Raw genomic sequence first — 19104 nt, forward strand, 5'->3', positions numbered from 1 at the left:
TGAGGCCCAGTGCCGCCGCTGGCGCGCGTCATGCCTTGGGGCAAAGATTGATCACTCATCTGAACTCCTCCGTCTCATCGTCCCGACTCCCCTCGGGATGCTTGGGGCGATCTTTCGTTGCATGCGCAACGATGTCAAGAAATTTGTTGCATTTGCAACAGGTTTGATATTCAACTGACGTCAACAGATAGCATGAAATGATGCAGGATTAATGGACCAAAACATTGAAATAAAACCTGTTTTACCAGATTTTGAACTGGATGGCTTCCTGCCCTACTTGCTGGCAGAAGCGGCCCAGAAACTCAGTCGCGACCTCGCGGATATCTATCGCGATTCCGGTTTAAGCACCCCGCAATGGCGCGTCATGGTGCATCTTTCTTACAGCGGGCGGGTCTCGGTGCGCGATATCGAACGGCGCGTTTCAATGGAGAAATCCAAGGTCAGTCGCGCGGCGGCACGGCTTGAAGCGGCGGGGCTGGTGGAAAAGCGCGCCGATCCGGTGGACGGGCGGCTTGTGGCGCTCAGCCTGACGGATCAAGGGCGCGCCCTGATGGCGCGATTGCTACCACGCGCGCTTGACTATCAGCGCCAGCTTGAAGGCTTGCTAGGCGCTGATCTGAACGGGTTTCGCCACGCGCTGGCGCGGCTATTGAACAGCGAGAAAACCGCATGATCCAACTCTTCGATTACTGGCGCTCCTCGGCGAGCTACCGTGTGCGCATCGCGCTTGGGTTGGCGGGGCTGCAATGGGAAAGCGTGACGATCGACCTTGTCAAAGGCGAACAACGCAGCGCCGAGCATCTGTCGCGCAACCCGCAAGGGCTGGTGCCTGCGCTTGAAATCGACGGTCAGATCTTCACCCAATCGCTTGCGATCATTGAATATCTTGATGAGACGCGCGCGCTGGGTCTATTGCCCGGCACCGCGTCAGAACGTGCCCGCCTGCGTGCCCTCGCTCAGGCCATCGCAATCGACATCCACCCCATTTGCAACCTGCGCGTCGCGAATTACGCTATTGAGCAGTCTCAAGGCGCGATCACGATGAAGGGCTGGATGCAGGCATTTATCGGACCCGGTCTTGAAGCGGTCGAGGCGATGGTAGAAGACGGCCCCTATTGTGCGGGAGCACGCGTCACCCTGCCCGATCTGTGCCTCTTGCCGCAGATCTACAATGCCCGGCGCTGGGAGGTCGATCTTAGCGCGATGCCCAAACTTCGCCGTATCGCAGGCCAGCTTGAAACCCTGCCAGCCTTTGCCGAAGCGCATCCCGACAAGACGCCCCATTAGGTCAAACGGCCCGTTGGTCCGGCAGACCTGAGAAATCGGATCAGAGGCAAAATCTGGCGTCAGAAAATGGGGGGCCGATTTGCGCCTCGCCATAAAAGCTGAGGGCTCCAAGCCCCTCAAGCGCACCTTCGGGCAAAACGATGCGGGTTCCCGCCGGGGTAGGCGCGGACGTCAGACAATCGAAGCTTAGCACGCGCGACGATCCGGCGGTGGCATCATGCCGCCACCAAGTCGACGCCCCTCTTGGTTGCGCAACTCGCGCGCGCTGCCAATCTCATCAGCCTGCCCCGCGAAATCACAACTCAAGGCGCATCCGGTGCGACGGCGAAAAGGTTTGCCTGGCAAATGTGATCGGGGACGCATCAAGCCATGTGACCCGCAGCATCGTCAAAACTGGATCATCGGCGGCGCAAATCAAATGCTTTGCGCGCGCCCCCGCGGTTTCGGCCAAGAATTCCATCGTGCCATGTGTGTAAGGGGCATGCCGCACAAGCCACACGTTGGGGCTGGTTTTCGCAAGATCGACGGCTTCGATTTCAGGCACAGTATCCAGAACGATCCAACGGTCTTCAAACATATGCGGCACGTCATCTGCCAGATGCAAGCTCTTGACGTGCAGCAACCGTTCGTCGCCCGCAAGTTTGAGCTTTCCGCGCACCGCAGGCGGCGGCGCTTCGACGCCTCGCTCCAGCAGGCGATATTCATAACGCGCGCCACTGGCCTCGACCTCGGCGCGGGTCAGCGGGATGGTGAGCGTGGCCTTGCGCCGAGGCGCCTCGCGCACCCGCGTGCCCGCCTTGCGCCGTCGATCCAAAAACCCCGAGGTCGCCAGATCGCGCAACGCCCGGTTGACGGTGGCACGCGCGCAGCCGAATTCCGTGGCCAGATCGACCTCGTTCGGGATCAGCTCGCCGGGGGCGTAATCATGCGCGCGGATTCGCGTCATCATCGTGTCGCGGATCGACTGCCAACTGACCGAACTGACGGGCCCATCCCCCTTTGTCACGTTCACACCTCTTGCCCCAGTCGTTGCATGACCCGCGCATAGGCGGGCATGATCGCATCGCGTTGAATATGGCGTCCATCTTGCACCACATGACGCCCCGCCGACCAGACATCGCGCACCGAATGATCGTCGCGCGCAAAAATCCAAGTGTCCAGCAGGGTGTCACCGGCCTTCCCTTGCCCATCCGGCCCCAGATCGTCAAGCGCCAGCAAATCCGCCCAAAGACCCTCGGCAATCGCGCCACTGGCACGGCCCGCCGCCTGCGCACCGCCCTCGACCGCGCCTTGAAACAACACCCGCCCCGTCGAGCGATCCGTATCGGCCAGCGCGGCGCGCGTGTGATCGCGCAGGCGTTGCGAATATTCGAGCGTGCGCAGTTCTTCACTCAGCGAAATCCGGATATTGCTGTCCGAGCCAATCCCGAACGCGCCCCCCGCCGCGCGCCAGCGCACGCCGTCAAAGATCCCGTCGCCAAGGCTCGATTCCGTGATCGGGCACAACCCGGCAACCGCGCCCGTGGCGGCAAGCGCCTCGGTCTCGGCGGGCTGCATTTGGGTGGCATGGATCAAACACCAGCGCGCATCGACGGGGGCATTTTCAAGCAGCCATTCGACGGGGCGACGCCCGGTGGCGGCCATCACCTCATCAACCTCGGCCGCCTGCTCGGCCAAGTGAATGTGGATCGGCGCGGTCCCGGCAAGCGAGATCGCTGCCTGAAGCCCCGCCGCATCAACCGCGCGCAAACTATGGGGCGCGACGCCCAGCCCGCTATCGGCCCCAAGCCCCGCGACATGGGCGCGCGCGCCATCGACAAGGCGCGCAAAGCGCTCGGGATCATTGCCGAAACGATCCTGCCCCGCGACAAGCGCGCGCCGATCCAGCCCGCCATAGCTGTAAAGCACGGGCAACAGCGTCAGCCCAATGCCGGTTTGCGCCGCCGCCGCCACGATCCGCCCGGCCATCTCGGCCAGATCGGCATAGGGGCGACCGTCGGGCGCGTGATGCAGGTAGTGGAACTCGACATTGGTGGCATAGCCCGCCTCAAGCATCTCCATCTGCACGAAGGCCGCAATCGCCTGAATGTCGTCAGGAGTCAGACGGTCGAGAAAGCGATACATCAATTGCCGCCACGTCCAGAAGCTGTCTTGCAGATCCCTGCCGCGCCGCTCGGACAGCCCTGCCATCGCGCGTTGAAAGGCGTGGCTATGCAGATTGGCGGGCGCGGGCAGAAGCGTTTGCACGCGTTTGGCATGCGCAGGGCAGTCGGAGCCTGCGGTCACGGCGGCGATCCGGCCATTCTCATTCAGATCAATTCTTACCGATTCTGCCCAGGAATTCATCACCAGCGCCCTGCGCGCCCAGATCGTTTGCATGATCGAACCTCCGTGTTGACAGGTTTATTATGTGCATACATATTAATTTCAAATCAAGCGCGAATCGAGCCCATGACCCAGATCACCCTCACCAATGCCACCCTCGTTCCCTGCACCGCAGACAGCGAAAATCGCGCCTTCAATGGCTGGATCAGCATTGAAAACGGGCGCATCGCGGCAATTGGGGAAGGGGCAGCTGAGGGTGAGGATATGGGCGGACGGCTGATCACCCCGGCGTTGATCGATTGCCATACGCATCTGGTCTATGGCGGCAGCCGGGCGCGCGAATTCGAGAAACGTCTGGAGGGCGCAAGCTACGAAGAAATCGCCCAAAGTGGCGGTGGCATCCTTTCAACAGTGAATGCCACGCGCGCGGCAAGTGAAGATGCGCTGGTGGCCTTGGCCCTGCCCCGGCTTGATGCGCTGCTGGCCGAAGGCGTGGCAGTGGTCGAGGTCAAATCGGGCTACGGGCTTACGGTGGAGGATGAACTCAAGATGCTGCGCGCGGCGCGGCGGCTGGCGCAAATGCGCCCGGTGCGGATCGTGACGACGTGGCTGGCCGCGCATGCGTTGCCCCCCGAATATGCCGGGCGCGCCGAGGCCTATATCGACGAGGTCGTGATCGCGGGCTTGCGCGCCGCCCATGCGCAGGGCCTCGTGGATGCGGTTGACGGATTTTGCGAGAACATCGCTTTTAGCGCCGCTCAAATGGCGCGCATCTTTGATGTCGCGCAAGAGCTGGGCCTGCCGGTCAAGTTGCATGCCGAACAGCTTTCCCATCAGGGCGGCGCGCAACTGGTTGTCGCGCGCAAAGGCCTCTCCGCCGATCACATCGAATATGTCACCGCCGATGATGCCAAGGCGCTGGCGGCTGCGGGAAGTGTCGCGGTGCTGCTGCCCGGTGCGTTCTACACCCTGCGCGAAACCCAGATGCCGCCGATTGCGGCGTTTCGCGCGGCGGGCTGCACGATGGCACTGGCCAGTGATTGCAATCCCGGCACCTCGCCCCTCACCTCGCTACTGCTGACGATGAATATGGGCGCGACCCTGTTTCGCCTGACGCCAACCGAGTGTCTGCGCGGCGTGACCTGCAATGCTGCACAGGCACTGGGGCTGACCGATTGCGGCCGCCTTGCGCCGGGTCTGCGGGCCGATCTGGCGGTGTGGGACGTCACTGACCCTGCCGAGCTGACCTATCGCATCGGCTTCAACCCTCTTCACAGCCGCTATTTCGGAGGCCGCAAATGCTGACACTGATCCCCGGCGAGGCAACGCTTGAGCAACTCGAAACTCTCTGGCGCACGGATGACGCGGCGCGGCTTGATCCGCGCACGGCCCCTGCGATCGCGACCTCGGCGGGGCGAATTGCAGCAGCGGCGGCAGGCGACGCGGCGGTTTACGGGGTCAATACCGGATTTGGCAAACTCGCCTCGGTGCGCATCGCGACCGATGACACGGCGACGCTGCAACGGAACCTGATCTTGTCGCATTGCTGTGGCGTCGGGGAGCCGCTGTCGGAGCGCACCACGCGGCTGATGATGGCGCTCAAGTTGCTCAGTCTCGGGCGCGGGGCTTCGGGCGTGCGCCCCGAAATCGTAGCGTTGATCGAAAGCATGCTGGCGCAAGGCGTGACCCCCGTCGTGCCCGAGCAAGGCAGCGTTGGGGCCTCGGGCGATCTTGCGCCGCTGGCCCATATGGCCGCGGTGATGATCGGCGCAGGCGAGGCGATTTTCAACGATCAGCGTCTCCCCGGCGCAGAGGCGCTGGCCGCTGCCGGGTTGAGCCCCGTGACACTGGGCGCGAAAGAAGGGCTCGCCCTGATCAACGGCACGCAATTCTCGACCGCTCTGGCGCTGGTCGGGTTCTTTCGCGCAATGACCTGCCTGCGCACAGCAATTGTCACCGGAGCGATGTCGACCGATGCGATCATGGGCTCGACCGCGCCCACCCATCCAGAAATCCACAGCCTGCGTGGCCATCGCGGCCAGATCGATGTGGCCGCCGCAATGCGCGAGTTGCTGGAGGGCAGTGCGATCCGCGAAAGCCACCTAGAGGGCGATGCTCGCGTGCAAGACCCCTATTGCATTCGCTGCCAGCCCCAAGTCACGGGGGCCGCGCTTGATCTGCTGCGCTTCGCAGGTCAGACCCTGATTACCGAAGCCAATGCCGTCACCGATAACCCGCTTGTGCTGTCGGATGGCACCATCGTCTCGGGCGGGAATTTCCATGCCGAGCCAGTCGCCTTTGCCGCCGATCAGATCGCGCTGGCCGTGGCCGAAATCGGCGCGATTGCGCAGCGCCGTGTTGCGCTGATGGTCGATCCTGCGCTCAGCTTTGGCCTGCCGCCGTTCCTGACGCCGCAGCCGGGGCTCAATAGCGGCTTGATGATTGCCGAGGTCACCACCGCCGCGTTGATGAGCGAAAACAAGCATCTCGCCGCGCCTTGCTCGGTCGACAGCACACCCACCAGCGCCAATCAGGAAGACCATGTCAGCATGGCCGCCCATGGCGCGCGGCGGCTGGGGCTGATGACGCGCAACCTCTCGGTGATCCTAGGTGTCGAGGCGATCTGCAGTGCGCAGGGAATCGAGTTCCGCGCACCGTTGAACACCTCGGCCCCGCTTGCGCGGGTGATTGAGGCGCTGCGGGTTCATGTCGCAACGATGGGGACGGATCGCTACCTCGCGCCCGATCTGGAGAGGGCGCAAGCCTTGGTCGAAGACGGGACGCTTGTCACTGCCGCCGGGCTGGAGATCGCGCCATGAGCCAAAACGCCCCTGCCCCCGTCGAGATCGAACAAGGCGACAGCCCGATCATTCTGGGCCTGCCCCATACCGGCACTTGGTTGCCGGAAAGCGTGCGCAATGCCCTCAATGATCGCGGTCGCGAGCTGGCCGATACCGATTGGAATATTCACCACCTTTACGCAGGGCTGCTACCGGGCGCGACCACCGTGCGCGCCACGTTTCATCGCTATGTGATCGACGCCAATCGCGGCCCTGAAAATGACAGCCTTTATCCCGGTCAAAACACGACGGGGCTGGTGCCGCTGACCGACTTCGACGGCACACCGATCTGGCGCGCCGAACCCGACGCCGCCGAGATCGAGATGCGCCTCGCGCAGTTCCACGCGCCCTATCACGCTGCTCTGCGCGCCGAAATCGCGCGGGTGCGGGCGCGTCACAGCGTGGCGATCCTGTATGATTGTCACTCGATCCGCTCGCATATTCCCTTCCTGTTCGACGGCAAGCTGCCCGATTTCAATATCGGCACGGCGAATGGCACCAGTTGCGCCCCCCAGATCGAGACCACGACCGCCGCGATCTGCGCGCGCGCGCAAGGGTTCGATCATGTCGTGAACGGGCGGTTCAAAGGCGGCTGGACCACGCGCCATTACGGCCAGCCCAACGAAGGCGTGCATGCGATCCAGATGGAGCTGGCGCAATCCACCCATCTCACCGCCGAAGCCCCGCCATGGGAGATTAGCGCCGAAAAGGCCGCGCGCCTGCGCCCGCATCTGGGCGAAATCCTGCGCGCGCTGGAAAGCCTCGCCCCGGAGCTGCGCGCATGAGGCCGCTCGAAGGTCTGCGCATCCTTGATCTGACCCGCGTGCTGTCGGGGCCGTTCGCCACCGCGTTGCTGGCCGATCTGGGCGCGAAGATCATCAAACTCGAACCGCCCCAAGGCGATGATTACCGCCATATCGGCCCGTTTCGCGACGGGGAATCGGCGCTATTTGCGCTGACCAATCGCGGCAAAAGCTCGATCGTGATCGACCTTAAATCCGCAGAGGGTCAGGCGCTTGCGCGTCAACTCGCTGGCCAATGCGATGTCGTGGTCGAGAATTTCCGCCCCGGCGTGGCGGCCCGACTGGGTCTTGGTGCAGACGCCTTGCGCGCTGACAATCCGGCCCTTGTCTATTGCGCGATCTCGGGCTTTGGCCAAGAGGGTCCGGCGGCGCAACTACCTGCCTATGATCTTGTCGCCCAAGCGATGTCGGGTTGGATGGATGCGACGGGCGAAGACGGCGGCGGGCCGCTGAAAGTTGGCGAAGCCTTGGGCGATGTCGCAGCGGGGCTTTATGCCGTGATCGCGATTCTGGCGGCTCTGGTCGGACGCGGGAAAACCGGGCAAGGGGCGGCGCTGGATGTTGCGATGCTTGACTGCCTTGTGGCGATGCTGCCCACCAGCCACGCGATCCACCTTTATTCCGACAGCCCCGTGGCGCGTGTCGGCAACCGCCATCCGCTGTCTACGCCGTTCGGGGCCTTTCGCACTGCCGATGGGTACGCGATCATCGCCGTGCTGGGCGCGCGCCAATTCGCGGCCTTGTGCCACGTGATCGGCGCGCCCGACGCCGCGGGCGATCCGCGCTTTGCCAGTGACGAGTGTCGCACGCAAAACGAACCTGCGCTGCGCACGCTGATCGAGGGCTGGAGCAGGACGCAGCCGACGCAAGCCGTCGTTGCCGCGCTCGCAGAGGCCCGCGTGCCGACCGCGCCGATCCTGACCCTCGCCCAGCAACTCGCCTCCGATCACGCCGCCGCCCGCGCGCTGGTTACCGATCTGCCCCATCACCGGCTGGGGAAATCCCCGGTCGTCGGTCAGCCCATCCGCTTTGATGGCAAGGCGCTGCTGGCAGAGACCGGCGCCCCCGCGCTTGGCGGCGCGACCCGCGACATCCTGCAAGAGGCCGGGTTAAGCGGCGCGCAAATCACGCAGCTCATCGCAGCCGGCGTTATCAAGGACCCCACGCCATGAGCGATTTCGATCATCTTCTCAGCCCCGAAGAGCGCCAGTTCCTTGATATGCTCGACCGCTTTAGCGCCGACGTGCTTGTCCCGCAGGCCGCCGCCACCGATGCGTCCGGCGCCTTCGTGCATGCCCAGCTTGCCGCGCTGGCCGAGACGGGGATGATGGGGGCCAACCTGCCCGAGCGTTGGGGCGGGGCCGATATTTCCGCCCATGCGCTGTTCGAAGCGGTGGCGTGCGTCGCGGGGGGCTGTGGCTCGACCGTCTCGGCGCTGACGGCGCATTACTTGGCCAACGATAGCCTGCTGATCGGGGCCGATGATGACTTGCGCGAGCGGTTTCTGCCTGCTGCTGCCGAGGGTCGGATGCTGGGCGCCTTTGGGCTGACCGAGCCCAATGCGGGCTCGGACCCCGCCGACATGCGCACCAAGGCCACGCGCGAGGGCGCGGATTGGCGCATCAAGGGCAAGAAGTGTTTCATCTCGAATGGCGGCGTGGCCGATTTCATCGTGACTTACTGCGTCACCGACCCAGAGGCAGGCCATCGCGGCATCTCGGCTTTCGTGATCGAAAAAGGCACGCCGGGCCTTGTGCCGGGGCGGGTCGAGCAGACGATGGGGCTGCGCGGCGGCCATGTCTGGGAGCTTGATATCGACGTCGTGGTGCCCGATGCAAACCGTGTCGGCGCGCAGGGCACCGGGTTTCGCACCGCGATGAAAGTGCTCGATAACGGGCGCACCGAAGTGGCCGCAATGGCCGTGGGGATTGCCCGCGCCGCACTAAGCGCCGCGCGCGACTGGGCCAAGTCGCGCATCATCGGCGGCGAACCGTTGTCCAACCGTCAGGGCATCCAGTGGATGCTGGCGGATATGGCAACCGAACTGTCCGCCGCTGAACTGCTCGGCCATGAGGCCGCGCGCCAGCGTCAGGCCGGACAGCGTTTCACCACCGCCGCCTCGAAAGCCAAGCTGTTTGCCTCCGAAGCTGCCGGGCGCATCGCCGATAACGCGCTGCAAATCCATGGCGGCTACGGCTTTACGCAGGACTTCCCGCTGGAACGTCACCTTCGCGATCTGCGCATCATGCGCATCTACGAGGGCTCCTCTGAAATTCAACGCAACATCATCGCGGGCCGCCTGCTCGCCTGACATGCTGAAAGGACCGATTTGATGACCAACCCGCGTCACAATACCCGCGACATCTACCCCGCGACCGGCACCGAGATCACCGCCAAAAGCTGGCTGACCGAAGCGCCGCTGCGCATGTTGATGAACAACCTCCACCCCGATGTGGCCGAGAACCCACATGAGCTGGTGGTCTATGGCGGCATCGGACGCGCGGCACGCACTTGGGAAGATTTCGACCTGATCTGTGACTCGCTGCGCAAGCTTGAATCCGACCAGACGCTGCTGGTGCAATCGGGCAAGCCAGTGGGTATTTTTCAGACCCACGCGGATGCGCCGCGTGTGCTGATCGCCAATTCCAACCTCGTGCCGCATTGGGCGACTTGGGACCATTTCAACGAGCTCGATAAGAAGGGTCTGGCGATGTATGGCCAGATGACCGCGGGCTCGTGGATTTATATCGGCGCGCAGGGCATCGTTCAGGGCACCTATGAAACCTTCGCTGAAGCCGGGCGTCAGCATTACGATGGCGATCTGACAGGGCGCTGGATTCTGACCGGGGGGCTTGGCGGCATGGGCGGTGCGCAGCCGCTGGCGGCGGTGATGGCAGGCGCATGCTGTCTGGCTGTGGAATGCGACGAAACCCGCGCCGATTTCCGTATCCGCACGCGCTATTGCGATGAAAAAACTCATTCTCTGGACGAGGCGCTGGCGATGATCGGGCGTTGGACGGCGGCGGGCGAGGCAAAATCGGTCGCGCTGATCGGCAATGCCGCTGACATCTTCCCCGAAATCCTGCGCCGGATGCAGGCGGGCGAGGCGCTGCCCAATGGGCGCCCCGACATGGTAACCGACCAGACCTCGGCGCATGATCCCTTCCACGGCTATCTGCCCAAGGGCTGGACCGTTGCGCAATGGCGCGCCGAGCAGGAGAGCAATCCCGCCGGGGTCGCTGCCGCCGCCCGCGCCTCAATGCGCGATCATGTTGAGGCGATGGTGGGCTTTTGGAATGCGGGCGTACCCACGCTCGATTATGGCAACAACATCCGCCAGATGGCGCAGGAAGAGGGGTTGGAAAACGCGTTTGCTTTCCCCGGTTTCGTGCCCGCCTATATCCGCCCGCTGTTCTGCCGCGGCGTTGGCCCGTTCCGCTGGGCGGCGCTGTCGGGCGATCCCGAAGATATCTACAAGACCGACCAGCGGATGAAGGAGATCTTCCCCGAGAACGTGCAATTGCATCGTTGGCTTGACATGGCACGCGAGCGCATCGCCTTTCAGGGGCTGCCCGCGCGGATCATGTGGATCGGGCTTGGCGAGCGCCACAAGGCGGGTCTGGCAATCAACGAGATGGTGCGCAATGGCGAGCTGAAAGCCCCCGTCGTGATCGGGCGCGATCACCTTGATAGCGGCTCGGTCGCTTCGCCCAACCGTGAGACCGAAGCGATGAAGGATGGCTCGGATGCGGTGTCCGACTGGCCCTTGCTGAACGCGCTGCTCAATACCGCCTCGGGCGCGACTTGGGTGTCGCTGCATCACGGCGGCGGCGTCGGGATGGGATTCTCGCAGCATTCGGGCATGGTGATCTGTTGCGATGGCACCGAAGATGCCGACCGTCGCCTCAAGCGGGTACTGTGGAACGACCCGGCCACCGGCGTGATGCGCCATGCCGATGCGGGCTATGAGATCGCGCGCGATTGCGCAATCGAACATGGTCTCGATCTGCCGGGCATCCTGAAATGAAACGACTCCGCCGCAGCGATCTGACGGCCACGCCCTGGAAGAACGGGGGCGGTCTGACTTGGGAGATTGCCGCCTTTCCCGAAGGGGCGGGCTTTGACGATATGGTGTGGCGGCTGAGCATGGCCGAGGTCGCAAGCGACGGCGCGTTCTCGGCATTTGCGGGCATTGATCGCACCTTGACGGTTCTGTCGGGGGCCGGGATGACGCTGAGCTTCGCGCAGGGCGGATCGGTGACACTTGATGCCAGCGCACCGCCCCTGTCCTTTCCGGGCGAGGCGGCCCTGAACGCGCATCTGACCGATGGGCCGATACTGGATTTCAACATTATGACCCGGCGCGGCGCCTGCGTGCACCGGGTCGAGATGCTGGCCGCTGGCCAAGCCGTGCCCAGCGACACCATAGCCCTTGTGACACGCACGCATCCCGTCAAGATCGGAGATTTCATATTGCACCCGGACGAGGTTTTACTGCCTGATCCGCAAGACGATCTGACGGGCAACCTTCGTGCCGATGGCCCGATGATTTCCGTGAGTGTGAGGGCCCTTACATGAACTTTTCTGGTGGCGGGTCACCCGGTGCCAGTTCAACTATCCGGTGCCCATCGGGGCGCAGCGCCGGAGCCCCAAAGCCCCACCAACAGGAGAGAAGACATGATGTTTTCCACGACACTGAAATCCGCCCTTTTCGGTCTGGGCGCGCTGGCCATCACCGCGTCGGGTGCACTGGCCGATGACCTTGCCGACATCAAGGCCGCTGGCAAGATCGTCGCTGCGACCGAGATGCATTACGCGCCTTTCGACATGCTCGAGAACGGCAATTACGTTGGCTTTGACCGGGATCTGTTTGATGAGATCGCCAAGGAAATGGGCGTCGCCCCGGTCTATGAAGACCTGCCCTGGACCTCGATCCTGCCCGGTCTTGAAGTGAAGAAATTCGACTTCGTGCTCGCCCCGGTGACGATGACGGCCGAACGCGCCGATCGCTACAGCTTTACCCTGCCGATCGCGGATGCGACCGTGACCTTCGTGCAGCGCAAGGGTGGCAAGATGACGAAGCCCGAGGATGCCAAGGGCCTGACCGTTGGCGTGCAAAAAGGCACGGCCCAGCAAAAGCAGCTTGATGCCTACAGCGCCAAGATCGGCGGCTTCACCATCAAGGAATACGGAACCAATGACGAGGCCTATGCCGATCTGATGACCGGACGGCTTGACGCGGTTGCAGGCTCTGCGCCGCTACTCAACTACCTTGCCAAGAAGCGCCCCGACGATTTCGCCGTCGTGAACCCGCCCTTCGGCACGCCGACCTATTTCGGCTATGTCGCCCGCAAGGGTGAGGGTGACACATTGGTCGCGGCGGTGAATGACGCCCTCAAGAAGATCGAGGCGGATGGACGGATGAAGACCCTGCAAGAGAAATGGTTCGGTGCGGCAACCGCTTTGCCCCAGATGATGCCCAAACTCTAAGACAGCTTGCGCGGGCCGAAGCCATTCCGGCCCGCGCCATTTTCTCGTCCACAATCAGGGTGTGGCCATGTTCTCATTCCAGACGATCATAGATAATTTGCCAGTGTTGATCGGCTCGGCGCGCTATACGCTGCTGATCTCGGTGCTTGGCTGTCTTGAAGGGCTCATCCTTGGGGCCGTTATCTGTGCCGCAGCCCTCTCGCATAAAATATGGCTGCGCCGGGCCGCAGCACTTTATGTCAGCTTCTTTCGCGGCGTGCCGCTGCTGATCCAATTGCTTGTGGCCTACTACCTGCTGCCGGTGATCGGGCTGAACGTGCCGGCCCTTGTCGCGGCGGTCCTGACCGTGGGGTTTTGTGCCGCGGCCTATCTGTCAGAAGTACTGCGCGGCTCGCTCAACGCAATTCCCAAAGGTCAGGCCGAAGCCGCCGCCGCGATCGGAATGGCGCCGCTGGATGTCTGGGTGCGAATCCTGCTGCCACAGGCGCTCAAGATCGGCTTACCCGCCATCGTCAATGAGTTGATCTTGCTTGTGAAGGCCAGCTCGCTGGTCACCGTGGTCGGCATTGTCGAGATCACACGGATGAGCCAATCCATCGCCGCTGCAACCTTTCGCCCCCTCGAAATCTACCTCGCGGCTGCGTTCATCTACCTCGCGATCAACCTTGTCATCGCGCAGGTCGGGCGCGTTCTTGAACGGAGGCTCGCCGTCTGATGCTGGAGACGCTGCACCGCTACGGCCCTGATTTGCTGACCGGGTTCGGATTGACCATTTTCAGTTGGCTGCTGGGCACGGCTTTCGGTTTTGTGCTGGGCTTTTTGATCGAAATCGCACGCCGGTTTGGCCCCCGCGCGCTTGGTTATCCGATCCGCGCCTATGTGGAGTTCATTCGCGGCACGCCCTTTCTGGTTCAGTTATTCGTGCTTTATTACGGCGGGCCGCTGATCGGGCTGCGGCTGGATGCGCTGCCTGCGGGCATCCTTGGATTGACGATCTACGGCAGCGCCTATTTCACCGAGATCCTGCGCGCGGGCTTTGACGCGGTGCCACTGGGCCAGATCGAGGCCGCGCGCGCGATTGGCTTTCGCAACTCCACCATCGTTTCGCGCATAATGGTGCCGGTAATGATGGTCTCGGCCCTTCCGGCGCTGGTGAATTTCGCGATCATCCTGACCAAGGAAACCGTCATCCTGTCGATGATCACCGTCCCCGAGATCATGTTCCAGACCCAGACGATGATGAGCGAAACCTTCGCCTTCGTCACCCCGATCCTGATCCTTGCGCTGTTCTTCTGGGGCTTCGTCGAGGCGATCTCGCGGATCGGACGTCGTCTTGAACGCCGTTTCACCCATTACCTAATTGATCGGAGCTGAAATATGACCCATCAGCCAGCGGCACCCGCAGCCGCCTATCTGCGTAACGTCAACAAATTCTACGGCCCGTTTCAGGCCCTCAAAGACGTTTCGCTCGACATCCCACCGGGCAAGGTAACCTGTCTGATCGGCCCATCCGGGTCGGGTAAATCCACGCTTTTGCGCTGTATCAATGTGCTTGAGGATTACGACAGCGGCGAGGTGCGCATCGATGATCAGTTGATCGGCTATGAGACGCCCGGTGGCAAACGTATGGCGCCGCGCCGCCTGCGCGAAATGCGCCGCGAGATCGGGATGGTGTTTCAGCAGTTCAACCTCTGGCCCCATATGACCGCGTTGCAGAACGTCGCCGAAGGGCTGGAGCGCGTGCGCGGTCTGTCGCGCGCGCAAGCCGAAACACGCGCGCGCGAGGCGCTTACCAAGGTCGGGCTGGGCGACAAGGAAGGCAACCATCCCAGCCACCTGTCGGGCGGGCAGCAACAGCGTGTAGCCATCGCGCGCGCCATCGCGATGGAGCCGCGCATCATGCTGTTTGACGAGCCGACAAGCGCACTTGACCCCGAACTCGTGGGTGAGGTTCTGGGCGTTATGAAACAGCTTGCCGCCGAAGGCATGACGATGGTCGTGGTCACCCATGAGATGGGGTTTGCCGCCCATGTCGCGGACCGTGTCGTGTTCATGGAACGCGGTGAGATCGTCGCCGTTGGCTCGCCACGTGACGTGTTCGACGCCCCCTCCGACCCGCGTCTCGCAAGCTTTCTGCAAGGTTATCGCGAACGCAATTCGCTTGATTTCTAAGAAGGGCTTCGTCGATTTCATGTGACGGGGGGCCGCATTGCAGCCCCTTTCCCGCGATAGGCACGGGCCCTACGCGATGCGCAAATAAGCAGGGCTTATTTCGGGACCAGCCGATAAAGCTGCCCATCATCGCTATCCTCAATGATCCAGACCTGCCCTTGGGCACCGACCGCCACGTCGCGCACGCGCATCCCCAGATCCCAGCGCGCCAGTTGATCCGACCCATCGCCCGCCACCAGCGCAAGCCCCTGCCCCGCCAGACCGCCGATCAGCATATCGCCATCCCATGACGGAAAATCTTGTCCTTCGTAAATCGCCAGACCCGCCGGTGCGATCACAGGCGACCACCAGAGTTTCGGCGCAGCCAGATCGGGACGCGTATCGTGATCGGGGATTGGCAGGCCGGAATAATGCCGCCCGTTTGACACCAGCGGCCAGCCATAGTTGAGACCCGGTTTGATCTCGTTCAACTCATCGCCACCGCGCGGGCCCATTTCATGCTCCCACAGCGTGCCGTCGGGGCTGAAGGCGAGGCCATAGGCATTGCGATGGCCCTCGGACCACGTCTGCGCGCGCACACCACCCGCATCATACTGCGGATTGCCGGGGGCGGCTTTGCCCTCGCGGGTGAGGCGCAGAATTTTGCCGCGTGGATCGTCGGGGGCTTGCGCGGTGTCGGGCTGCATCCGGTCACCGACGCTGAGATAGAGCATTCCATCAGGCCCAAAGGCGATGATCCCACCGGGTTGACCGCGCCCGCCGGGGGTCTGCTGCCAAAGCGTCTTGATCCCCTCCAGCCGATCCGCGCGCAGCGTGCCGCGCGCCAGAACCAGTGCGTTTTGCGGTGAGACATAGGTGATATAGACCGCCTGCGTTTGCGCGAAATCGGGTGCGATGGCGACATCGAGCATCCCGTTCTGGCCGCTATACTGCACCTTCGGCAGCCCTTTGAGTTCGCTCATGCCACCTTGGCCGACACGCCACATCCGGCCCGCTTTGCCGCTCACCAGCACATCGCCCCCCGGCAGCGGCGCAATCGCCCACGGGTTTTGCAGGCGCGCGACTGCTTGCAGCGTAAAGGGTGCATCGCGGCTGGCGGGTTTTTCGCCCACATTCTGCGCGAGTAGCGGCTGGCCAAGCCCCAGAGCAAGGATCACGGCGGTCAAACAAGTTCGCATATGGCACCTCCTGAGTATAAAGAGATGGGGGCGCGCAGCGCCGTGAACCACCCCAAGGCACCAAATTTCGCGCTGCTCAAACGGGTTGCGAATCCGCGCGCCTACCCCTATATCCCCCCGTGAGAGGTTGGCGCGGGCGAGCGCCTCGCCAACCCGGTCAGATCCGGAAGGAAGCAGCCGCAACGAGCCCCGCTTGGGTCGCTGTCCAGCCTCTCACCCTTTCCCTGCTTCATCATGACACTTGCGAGCCAAGGCTGCGCGCGGATAGTTTCGCGCCAAAGGGAGAGACATATGAAGCGTTTCGTTCTGGCCTTGCTGGCCCTGATGCCGCTGCCGCTGGCGGCGCAAACCCTGCACAGCACCGAAGTTGCCCCCGGCACTTACGCCATTCAGGGCCCGTTCGGGCAGCGCGACGCCGAGAACCTTGGCAATAACGCGACGTTTGGGTTGATCGTGACCGATGCCGGCGCGGTGCTGGTGGATGCGGGGGCCTCGTTCAAAGGCGCGCAGGCGCTGGATGAGGTCATCAAGACACTGACCGATCAGCCGGTGACATATGTCATCAATACCGGCGGGCAGGATCATCGCTGGCTGGGCAATAGCTATTGGCAGGCGCAGGGCGCGCAGGTGATCGCCTCGGATGATGCGGTGGCCGATCAGAAGGCGCGCGGCTCAATGGAATTGACGGTGCTTGACGCGCTGATGGGCAAGGCGGCGCTGGCGGGAACCACGCCCGCCTATGCCGATATCAGCTTTGACGAACACCACAGCTTGACCCTTGGCGGGCGCGAGATCGAGATCACCCATCCCGGCCCCGCTCACACCCCGGGCGACAGCTATGTCTGGCTACCCGCGCAATCTGTGATGTTCACCGGCGATATTGTTTTTGTCGGGCGTATTCTGGGTGTGTTGGACATGTCATCGTCAAAAGGCTGGGTCGCGGCCTTTGATGACATGGCCGCCCATAACCCCAAGGTGGTCGTGCCCGGTCACGGCCCCGCCACCGAACTGGCCACCGCGCGCCATGATACCTACGATTACCTAACCAACCTGCGCACCGAGATGGCCACCTATATCGAGGGCGGCGGCGAGATTATCGGCTCGGTCGAGGTGGACCAATCCGCGTTCAGCTATCTGCAAGATTTCGACATGCTGGCCAAACGCAACGCGCAGGCCGTGTTTTCGCAGATGGAATGGGAATGACCCGGCTGGACCTCACACGCGGTGGCGCATAGTCTAACGCCAAAACCACAGGCCGGAGCCCCGATGAGCGAAACTCAATACCAGGTCCTCGCGCGCAAATACCGCCCCGCGACCTTTGCCGATCTGATCGGTCAGGAACCGATGGTGCGCACGTTGAAAAACGCGTTTGCTGCGGATCGCATCGCGCAGGCCTTTATCATGACGGGCATTCGCGGCACCGGCAAAACCACCACCGCGCGCATCATCGCCAAGGGGCTGAACTGCATCGGCCCGGATGGCAAGGGCACCCCGACGACCGAGCCCTGCGATCAATGCGAGAATTGCATTGCCATCGCCGAGGGGCGTCATGTCGATGTGATGGAGATGGACGCCGCCTCGCGCACCGGGGTTGGCGATATTCGTGAAATCATCGAGTCGGTGCATTACCGGGCGGCTTCGGCGCGCTACAAAGTCTATATCATCGACGAAGTTCACATGCTGTCGACAAGCGCCTTCAACGCGCTTTTGAAGACGCTCGAAGAACCGCCCGCGCATGTGAAATTCATCTTCGCCACGACCGAAATTCGCAAGGTTCCGGTGACGGTTCTGTCGCGCTGCCAGCGCTTTGATCTGCGCCGGATCGAGCCCGAGGTGATGATGGATCACCTGCGCAAAATTGCCGAACTTGAAAGCGCGCAGATCGCGCAAGACGCATTGGCGTTAATTACGCGCGCGGCCGAAGGGTCGGTGCGCGATGCGATGTCGCTGCTCGATCAGGCGATTGCGCATGGCGCGGGCGAAACCACCGCCGAGCAGGTGCGCGCGATGCTGGGGCTGGCCGATCGCGGCCGGGTGCTCGATCTGTTTGACATGATCTTGCACGGTCAAGCTGCCGAGGCGCTGACCGAACTATCCGCGCAATATGCCGATGGCGCTGACCCGATGGCGATCCTGCGCGACTTGGCCGAAATCACCCATTGGGTGTCGGTGATCAAGGTCACACCCGAAGCCGCCGAAGACCCGACCGTGCCCCCGGACGAGCGCAAGCGCGGGCAGGAAATGGCTGGCGCAATCCCGATGCGGGTGCTGACGCGGCTATGGCAGATGTTGCTGAAATCCATCGAGGAAGTCGCGGGCGCGCCCAACACGATGATGGCCACCGAGATGGCGCTGATCCGCATGACGCATGTCTCCGATCTGCCCGATCCCGACACGCTGATCCGCAAGATCCAGCAAGGCCCCGGGGCGAACACCCAAGCCGCCGGGCGCGGGGCTGCGCCCTCGACCAGCCCGGTGCATGGCGCAACCCTGCGGGCCCGGCGCGCGGGCGGTGGGGCAGTAGCTGTGGCGCAGGCAAGCCCGGCTGAGGCCCCCGACGCGCTGGCGCACTTTGCCAGCTTTGACGATGTGGTCGATTTGATCGCGCGGATGCGCGACATGACGCTGCTGCTCGAAGTCGAAAGCAACCTGCGCCTCGTGCAGTACCGCCCCGGCCGGATCGAGTTTCAACCGACCGAGCGCGCCTCACGCGATCTCGCCGCGACCTTGGCCGCACGGCTTCAAGTTTGGACGGGCGAACGCTGGGGCGTCTCGGTGGTGTCTGAGGGGGGGGCGGATACCATCGCCGAGGTGAAAACCGCGCAGATGGATCAGGCCAAGGCCGAGGCGATGCATAACCCGCTTGTCGCCGCGATTTTTGAGGTTTTCCCGCAGGCCAAATTTGACGAGATCACCGATGCCGCAGCCCTCAACGCCGAAATCGCCACCGAGGCCCTGCCCGAGGTTGATGACGAATGGGACCCGTTCGAAGATAGCTAAGCCCGGCGG

18 protein-coding genes and 1 other RNA gene are annotated in these 19104 nt (G+C 63.2%); 16 read left to right on the plus strand and 3 right to left on the minus strand.

Annotated elements, in window-relative coordinates:
* Positions 1-211: 211 nt before the first annotated feature.
* Both AB4874_RS14615 and maiA read left to right on the plus strand, forming a co-directional pair.
* Positions 212-673 (plus strand): MarR family winged helix-turn-helix transcriptional regulator, encoded by a 462-nt coding sequence (locus tag AB4874_RS14615; RefSeq protein ID WP_368392537.1) that lies wholly within the window; start codon positions 212-214, stop codon positions 671-673.
* Entirely contained in the window at positions 670-1287 is a 618-nt protein-coding gene (maiA, locus tag AB4874_RS14620; protein WP_368392538.1) for a maleylacetoacetate isomerase, read from the plus strand. Before AB4874_RS14615 ends, maiA begins: the two co-directional genes overlap by 4 nt.
* Before the next feature lie 295 nt (positions 1288-1582).
* Here the strand turns inward: maiA and hutC are convergent, their stop codons facing one another.
* Together hutC and AB4874_RS14630 are read right to left on the minus strand one after the other, a co-directional pair.
* Positions 1583-2293 (minus strand): histidine utilization transcriptional repressor HutC, encoded by a 711-nt coding sequence (gene hutC / locus AB4874_RS14625; protein WP_368392539.1) that lies wholly within the window; start codon positions 2291-2293, stop codon positions 1583-1585.
* 2 nt (positions 2294-2295) lie between these two features.
* Positions 2296-3666, minus strand: coding sequence for a formimidoylglutamate deiminase (locus AB4874_RS14630; RefSeq protein ID WP_368392540.1), 1371 nt, complete (start codon positions 3664-3666; stop codon positions 2296-2298).
* A gap of 72 nt (positions 3667-3738) precedes the next feature.
* On the opposite strand from AB4874_RS14630, the gene hutI reads away from it, so the two are divergent.
* From hutI to AB4874_RS14685, 11 genes are all read left to right on the plus strand, one after another.
* Positions 3739-4917 (plus strand): imidazolonepropionase, encoded by a 1179-nt coding sequence (gene hutI, locus AB4874_RS14635; protein ID WP_438273485.1) that lies wholly within the window; start codon positions 3739-3741, stop codon positions 4915-4917.
* Positions 4911-6431 (plus strand): histidine ammonia-lyase, encoded by a 1521-nt coding sequence (gene hutH, locus AB4874_RS14640; RefSeq protein ID WP_368392541.1) that lies wholly within the window; start codon positions 4911-4913, stop codon positions 6429-6431. The genes hutI and hutH overlap by 7 nt, the downstream gene beginning before the upstream one ends.
* The gene (gene hutG, locus AB4874_RS14645; protein ID WP_368392542.1) at positions 6428-7237 is read left to right on the plus strand and encodes an N-formylglutamate deformylase; all 810 of its coding nucleotides are present in this window, start codon (positions 6428-6430) and stop codon (positions 7235-7237) included. The genes hutH and hutG overlap by 4 nt, the downstream gene beginning before the upstream one ends.
* Positions 7234-8427: a CaiB/BaiF CoA transferase family protein gene (locus tag AB4874_RS14650; RefSeq protein ID WP_368392543.1), complete on the plus strand. Its 1194-nt coding sequence runs from the start codon at positions 7234-7236 to the stop codon at positions 8425-8427. The genes hutG and AB4874_RS14650 overlap by 4 nt, the downstream gene beginning before the upstream one ends.
* Positions 8424-9566 (plus strand): acyl-CoA dehydrogenase family protein, encoded by a 1143-nt coding sequence (locus tag AB4874_RS14655; protein WP_368392544.1) that lies wholly within the window; start codon positions 8424-8426, stop codon positions 9564-9566. The genes AB4874_RS14650 and AB4874_RS14655 overlap by 4 nt, the downstream gene beginning before the upstream one ends.
* A gap of 21 nt (positions 9567-9587) precedes the next feature.
* Positions 9588-11282, plus strand: coding sequence for a urocanate hydratase (gene hutU, locus AB4874_RS14660; RefSeq protein WP_368392545.1), 1695 nt, complete (start codon positions 9588-9590; stop codon positions 11280-11282).
* Positions 11279-11833 (plus strand): HutD/Ves family protein, encoded by a 555-nt coding sequence (locus AB4874_RS14665; protein ID WP_368392546.1) that lies wholly within the window; start codon positions 11279-11281, stop codon positions 11831-11833. The genes hutU and AB4874_RS14665 overlap by 4 nt, the downstream gene beginning before the upstream one ends.
* A 99-nt stretch (positions 11834-11932) precedes the next feature.
* Positions 11933-12745, plus strand: coding sequence for a transporter substrate-binding domain-containing protein (locus AB4874_RS14670; protein ID WP_295533584.1), 813 nt, complete (start codon positions 11933-11935; stop codon positions 12743-12745).
* 67 nt (positions 12746-12812) lie between these two features.
* Positions 12813-13460, plus strand: a complete 648-nt coding sequence (locus AB4874_RS14675; protein ID WP_368392547.1) for an amino acid ABC transporter permease — start codon at positions 12813-12815, stop codon at positions 13458-13460.
* Positions 13460-14119: an amino acid ABC transporter permease gene (locus tag AB4874_RS14680; protein WP_295533580.1), complete on the plus strand. Its 660-nt coding sequence runs from the start codon at positions 13460-13462 to the stop codon at positions 14117-14119. Before AB4874_RS14675 ends, AB4874_RS14680 begins: the two co-directional genes overlap by 1 nt.
* Positions 14120-14122: 3 nt before the next feature.
* Positions 14123-14917, plus strand: coding sequence for an amino acid ABC transporter ATP-binding protein (locus AB4874_RS14685; protein WP_368392548.1), 795 nt, complete (start codon positions 14123-14125; stop codon positions 14915-14917).
* Between the two features lie 95 nt (positions 14918-15012).
* Here AB4874_RS14685 and AB4874_RS14690 read toward each other — a convergent pair whose 3' ends face one another.
* Positions 15013-16095: a PQQ-dependent sugar dehydrogenase gene (locus AB4874_RS14690; protein WP_368392549.1), complete on the minus strand. Its 1083-nt coding sequence runs from the start codon at positions 16093-16095 to the stop codon at positions 15013-15015.
* Between the two features lie 121 nt (positions 16096-16216).
* Between AB4874_RS14690 and ffs the strand changes: the two genes are divergently transcribed.
* From ffs to AB4874_RS14705, 3 genes are all read left to right on the plus strand, one after another.
* Positions 16217-16313, plus strand: an RNA gene (gene ffs / locus AB4874_RS14695) — signal recognition particle sRNA small type.
* Positions 16314-16386: 73 nt separating this feature from the next.
* The gene (locus tag AB4874_RS14700) at positions 16387-17298 is read left to right on the plus strand and encodes an MBL fold metallo-hydrolase (RefSeq protein WP_368392550.1); all 912 of its coding nucleotides are present in this window, start codon (positions 16387-16389) and stop codon (positions 17296-17298) included.
* Positions 17299-17361: 63 nt separating this feature from the next.
* Entirely contained in the window at positions 17362-19095 is a 1734-nt protein-coding gene (locus AB4874_RS14705; protein ID WP_438273486.1) for a DNA polymerase III subunit gamma/tau, read from the plus strand.
* Positions 19096-19104: the final 9 nt, after the last annotated feature.

It is taken from the genome of Thioclava arctica (assembly GCF_040892615.1).
Taxonomy (GTDB): domain Bacteria; phylum Pseudomonadota; class Alphaproteobacteria; order Rhodobacterales; family Rhodobacteraceae; genus Thioclava; species Thioclava arctica.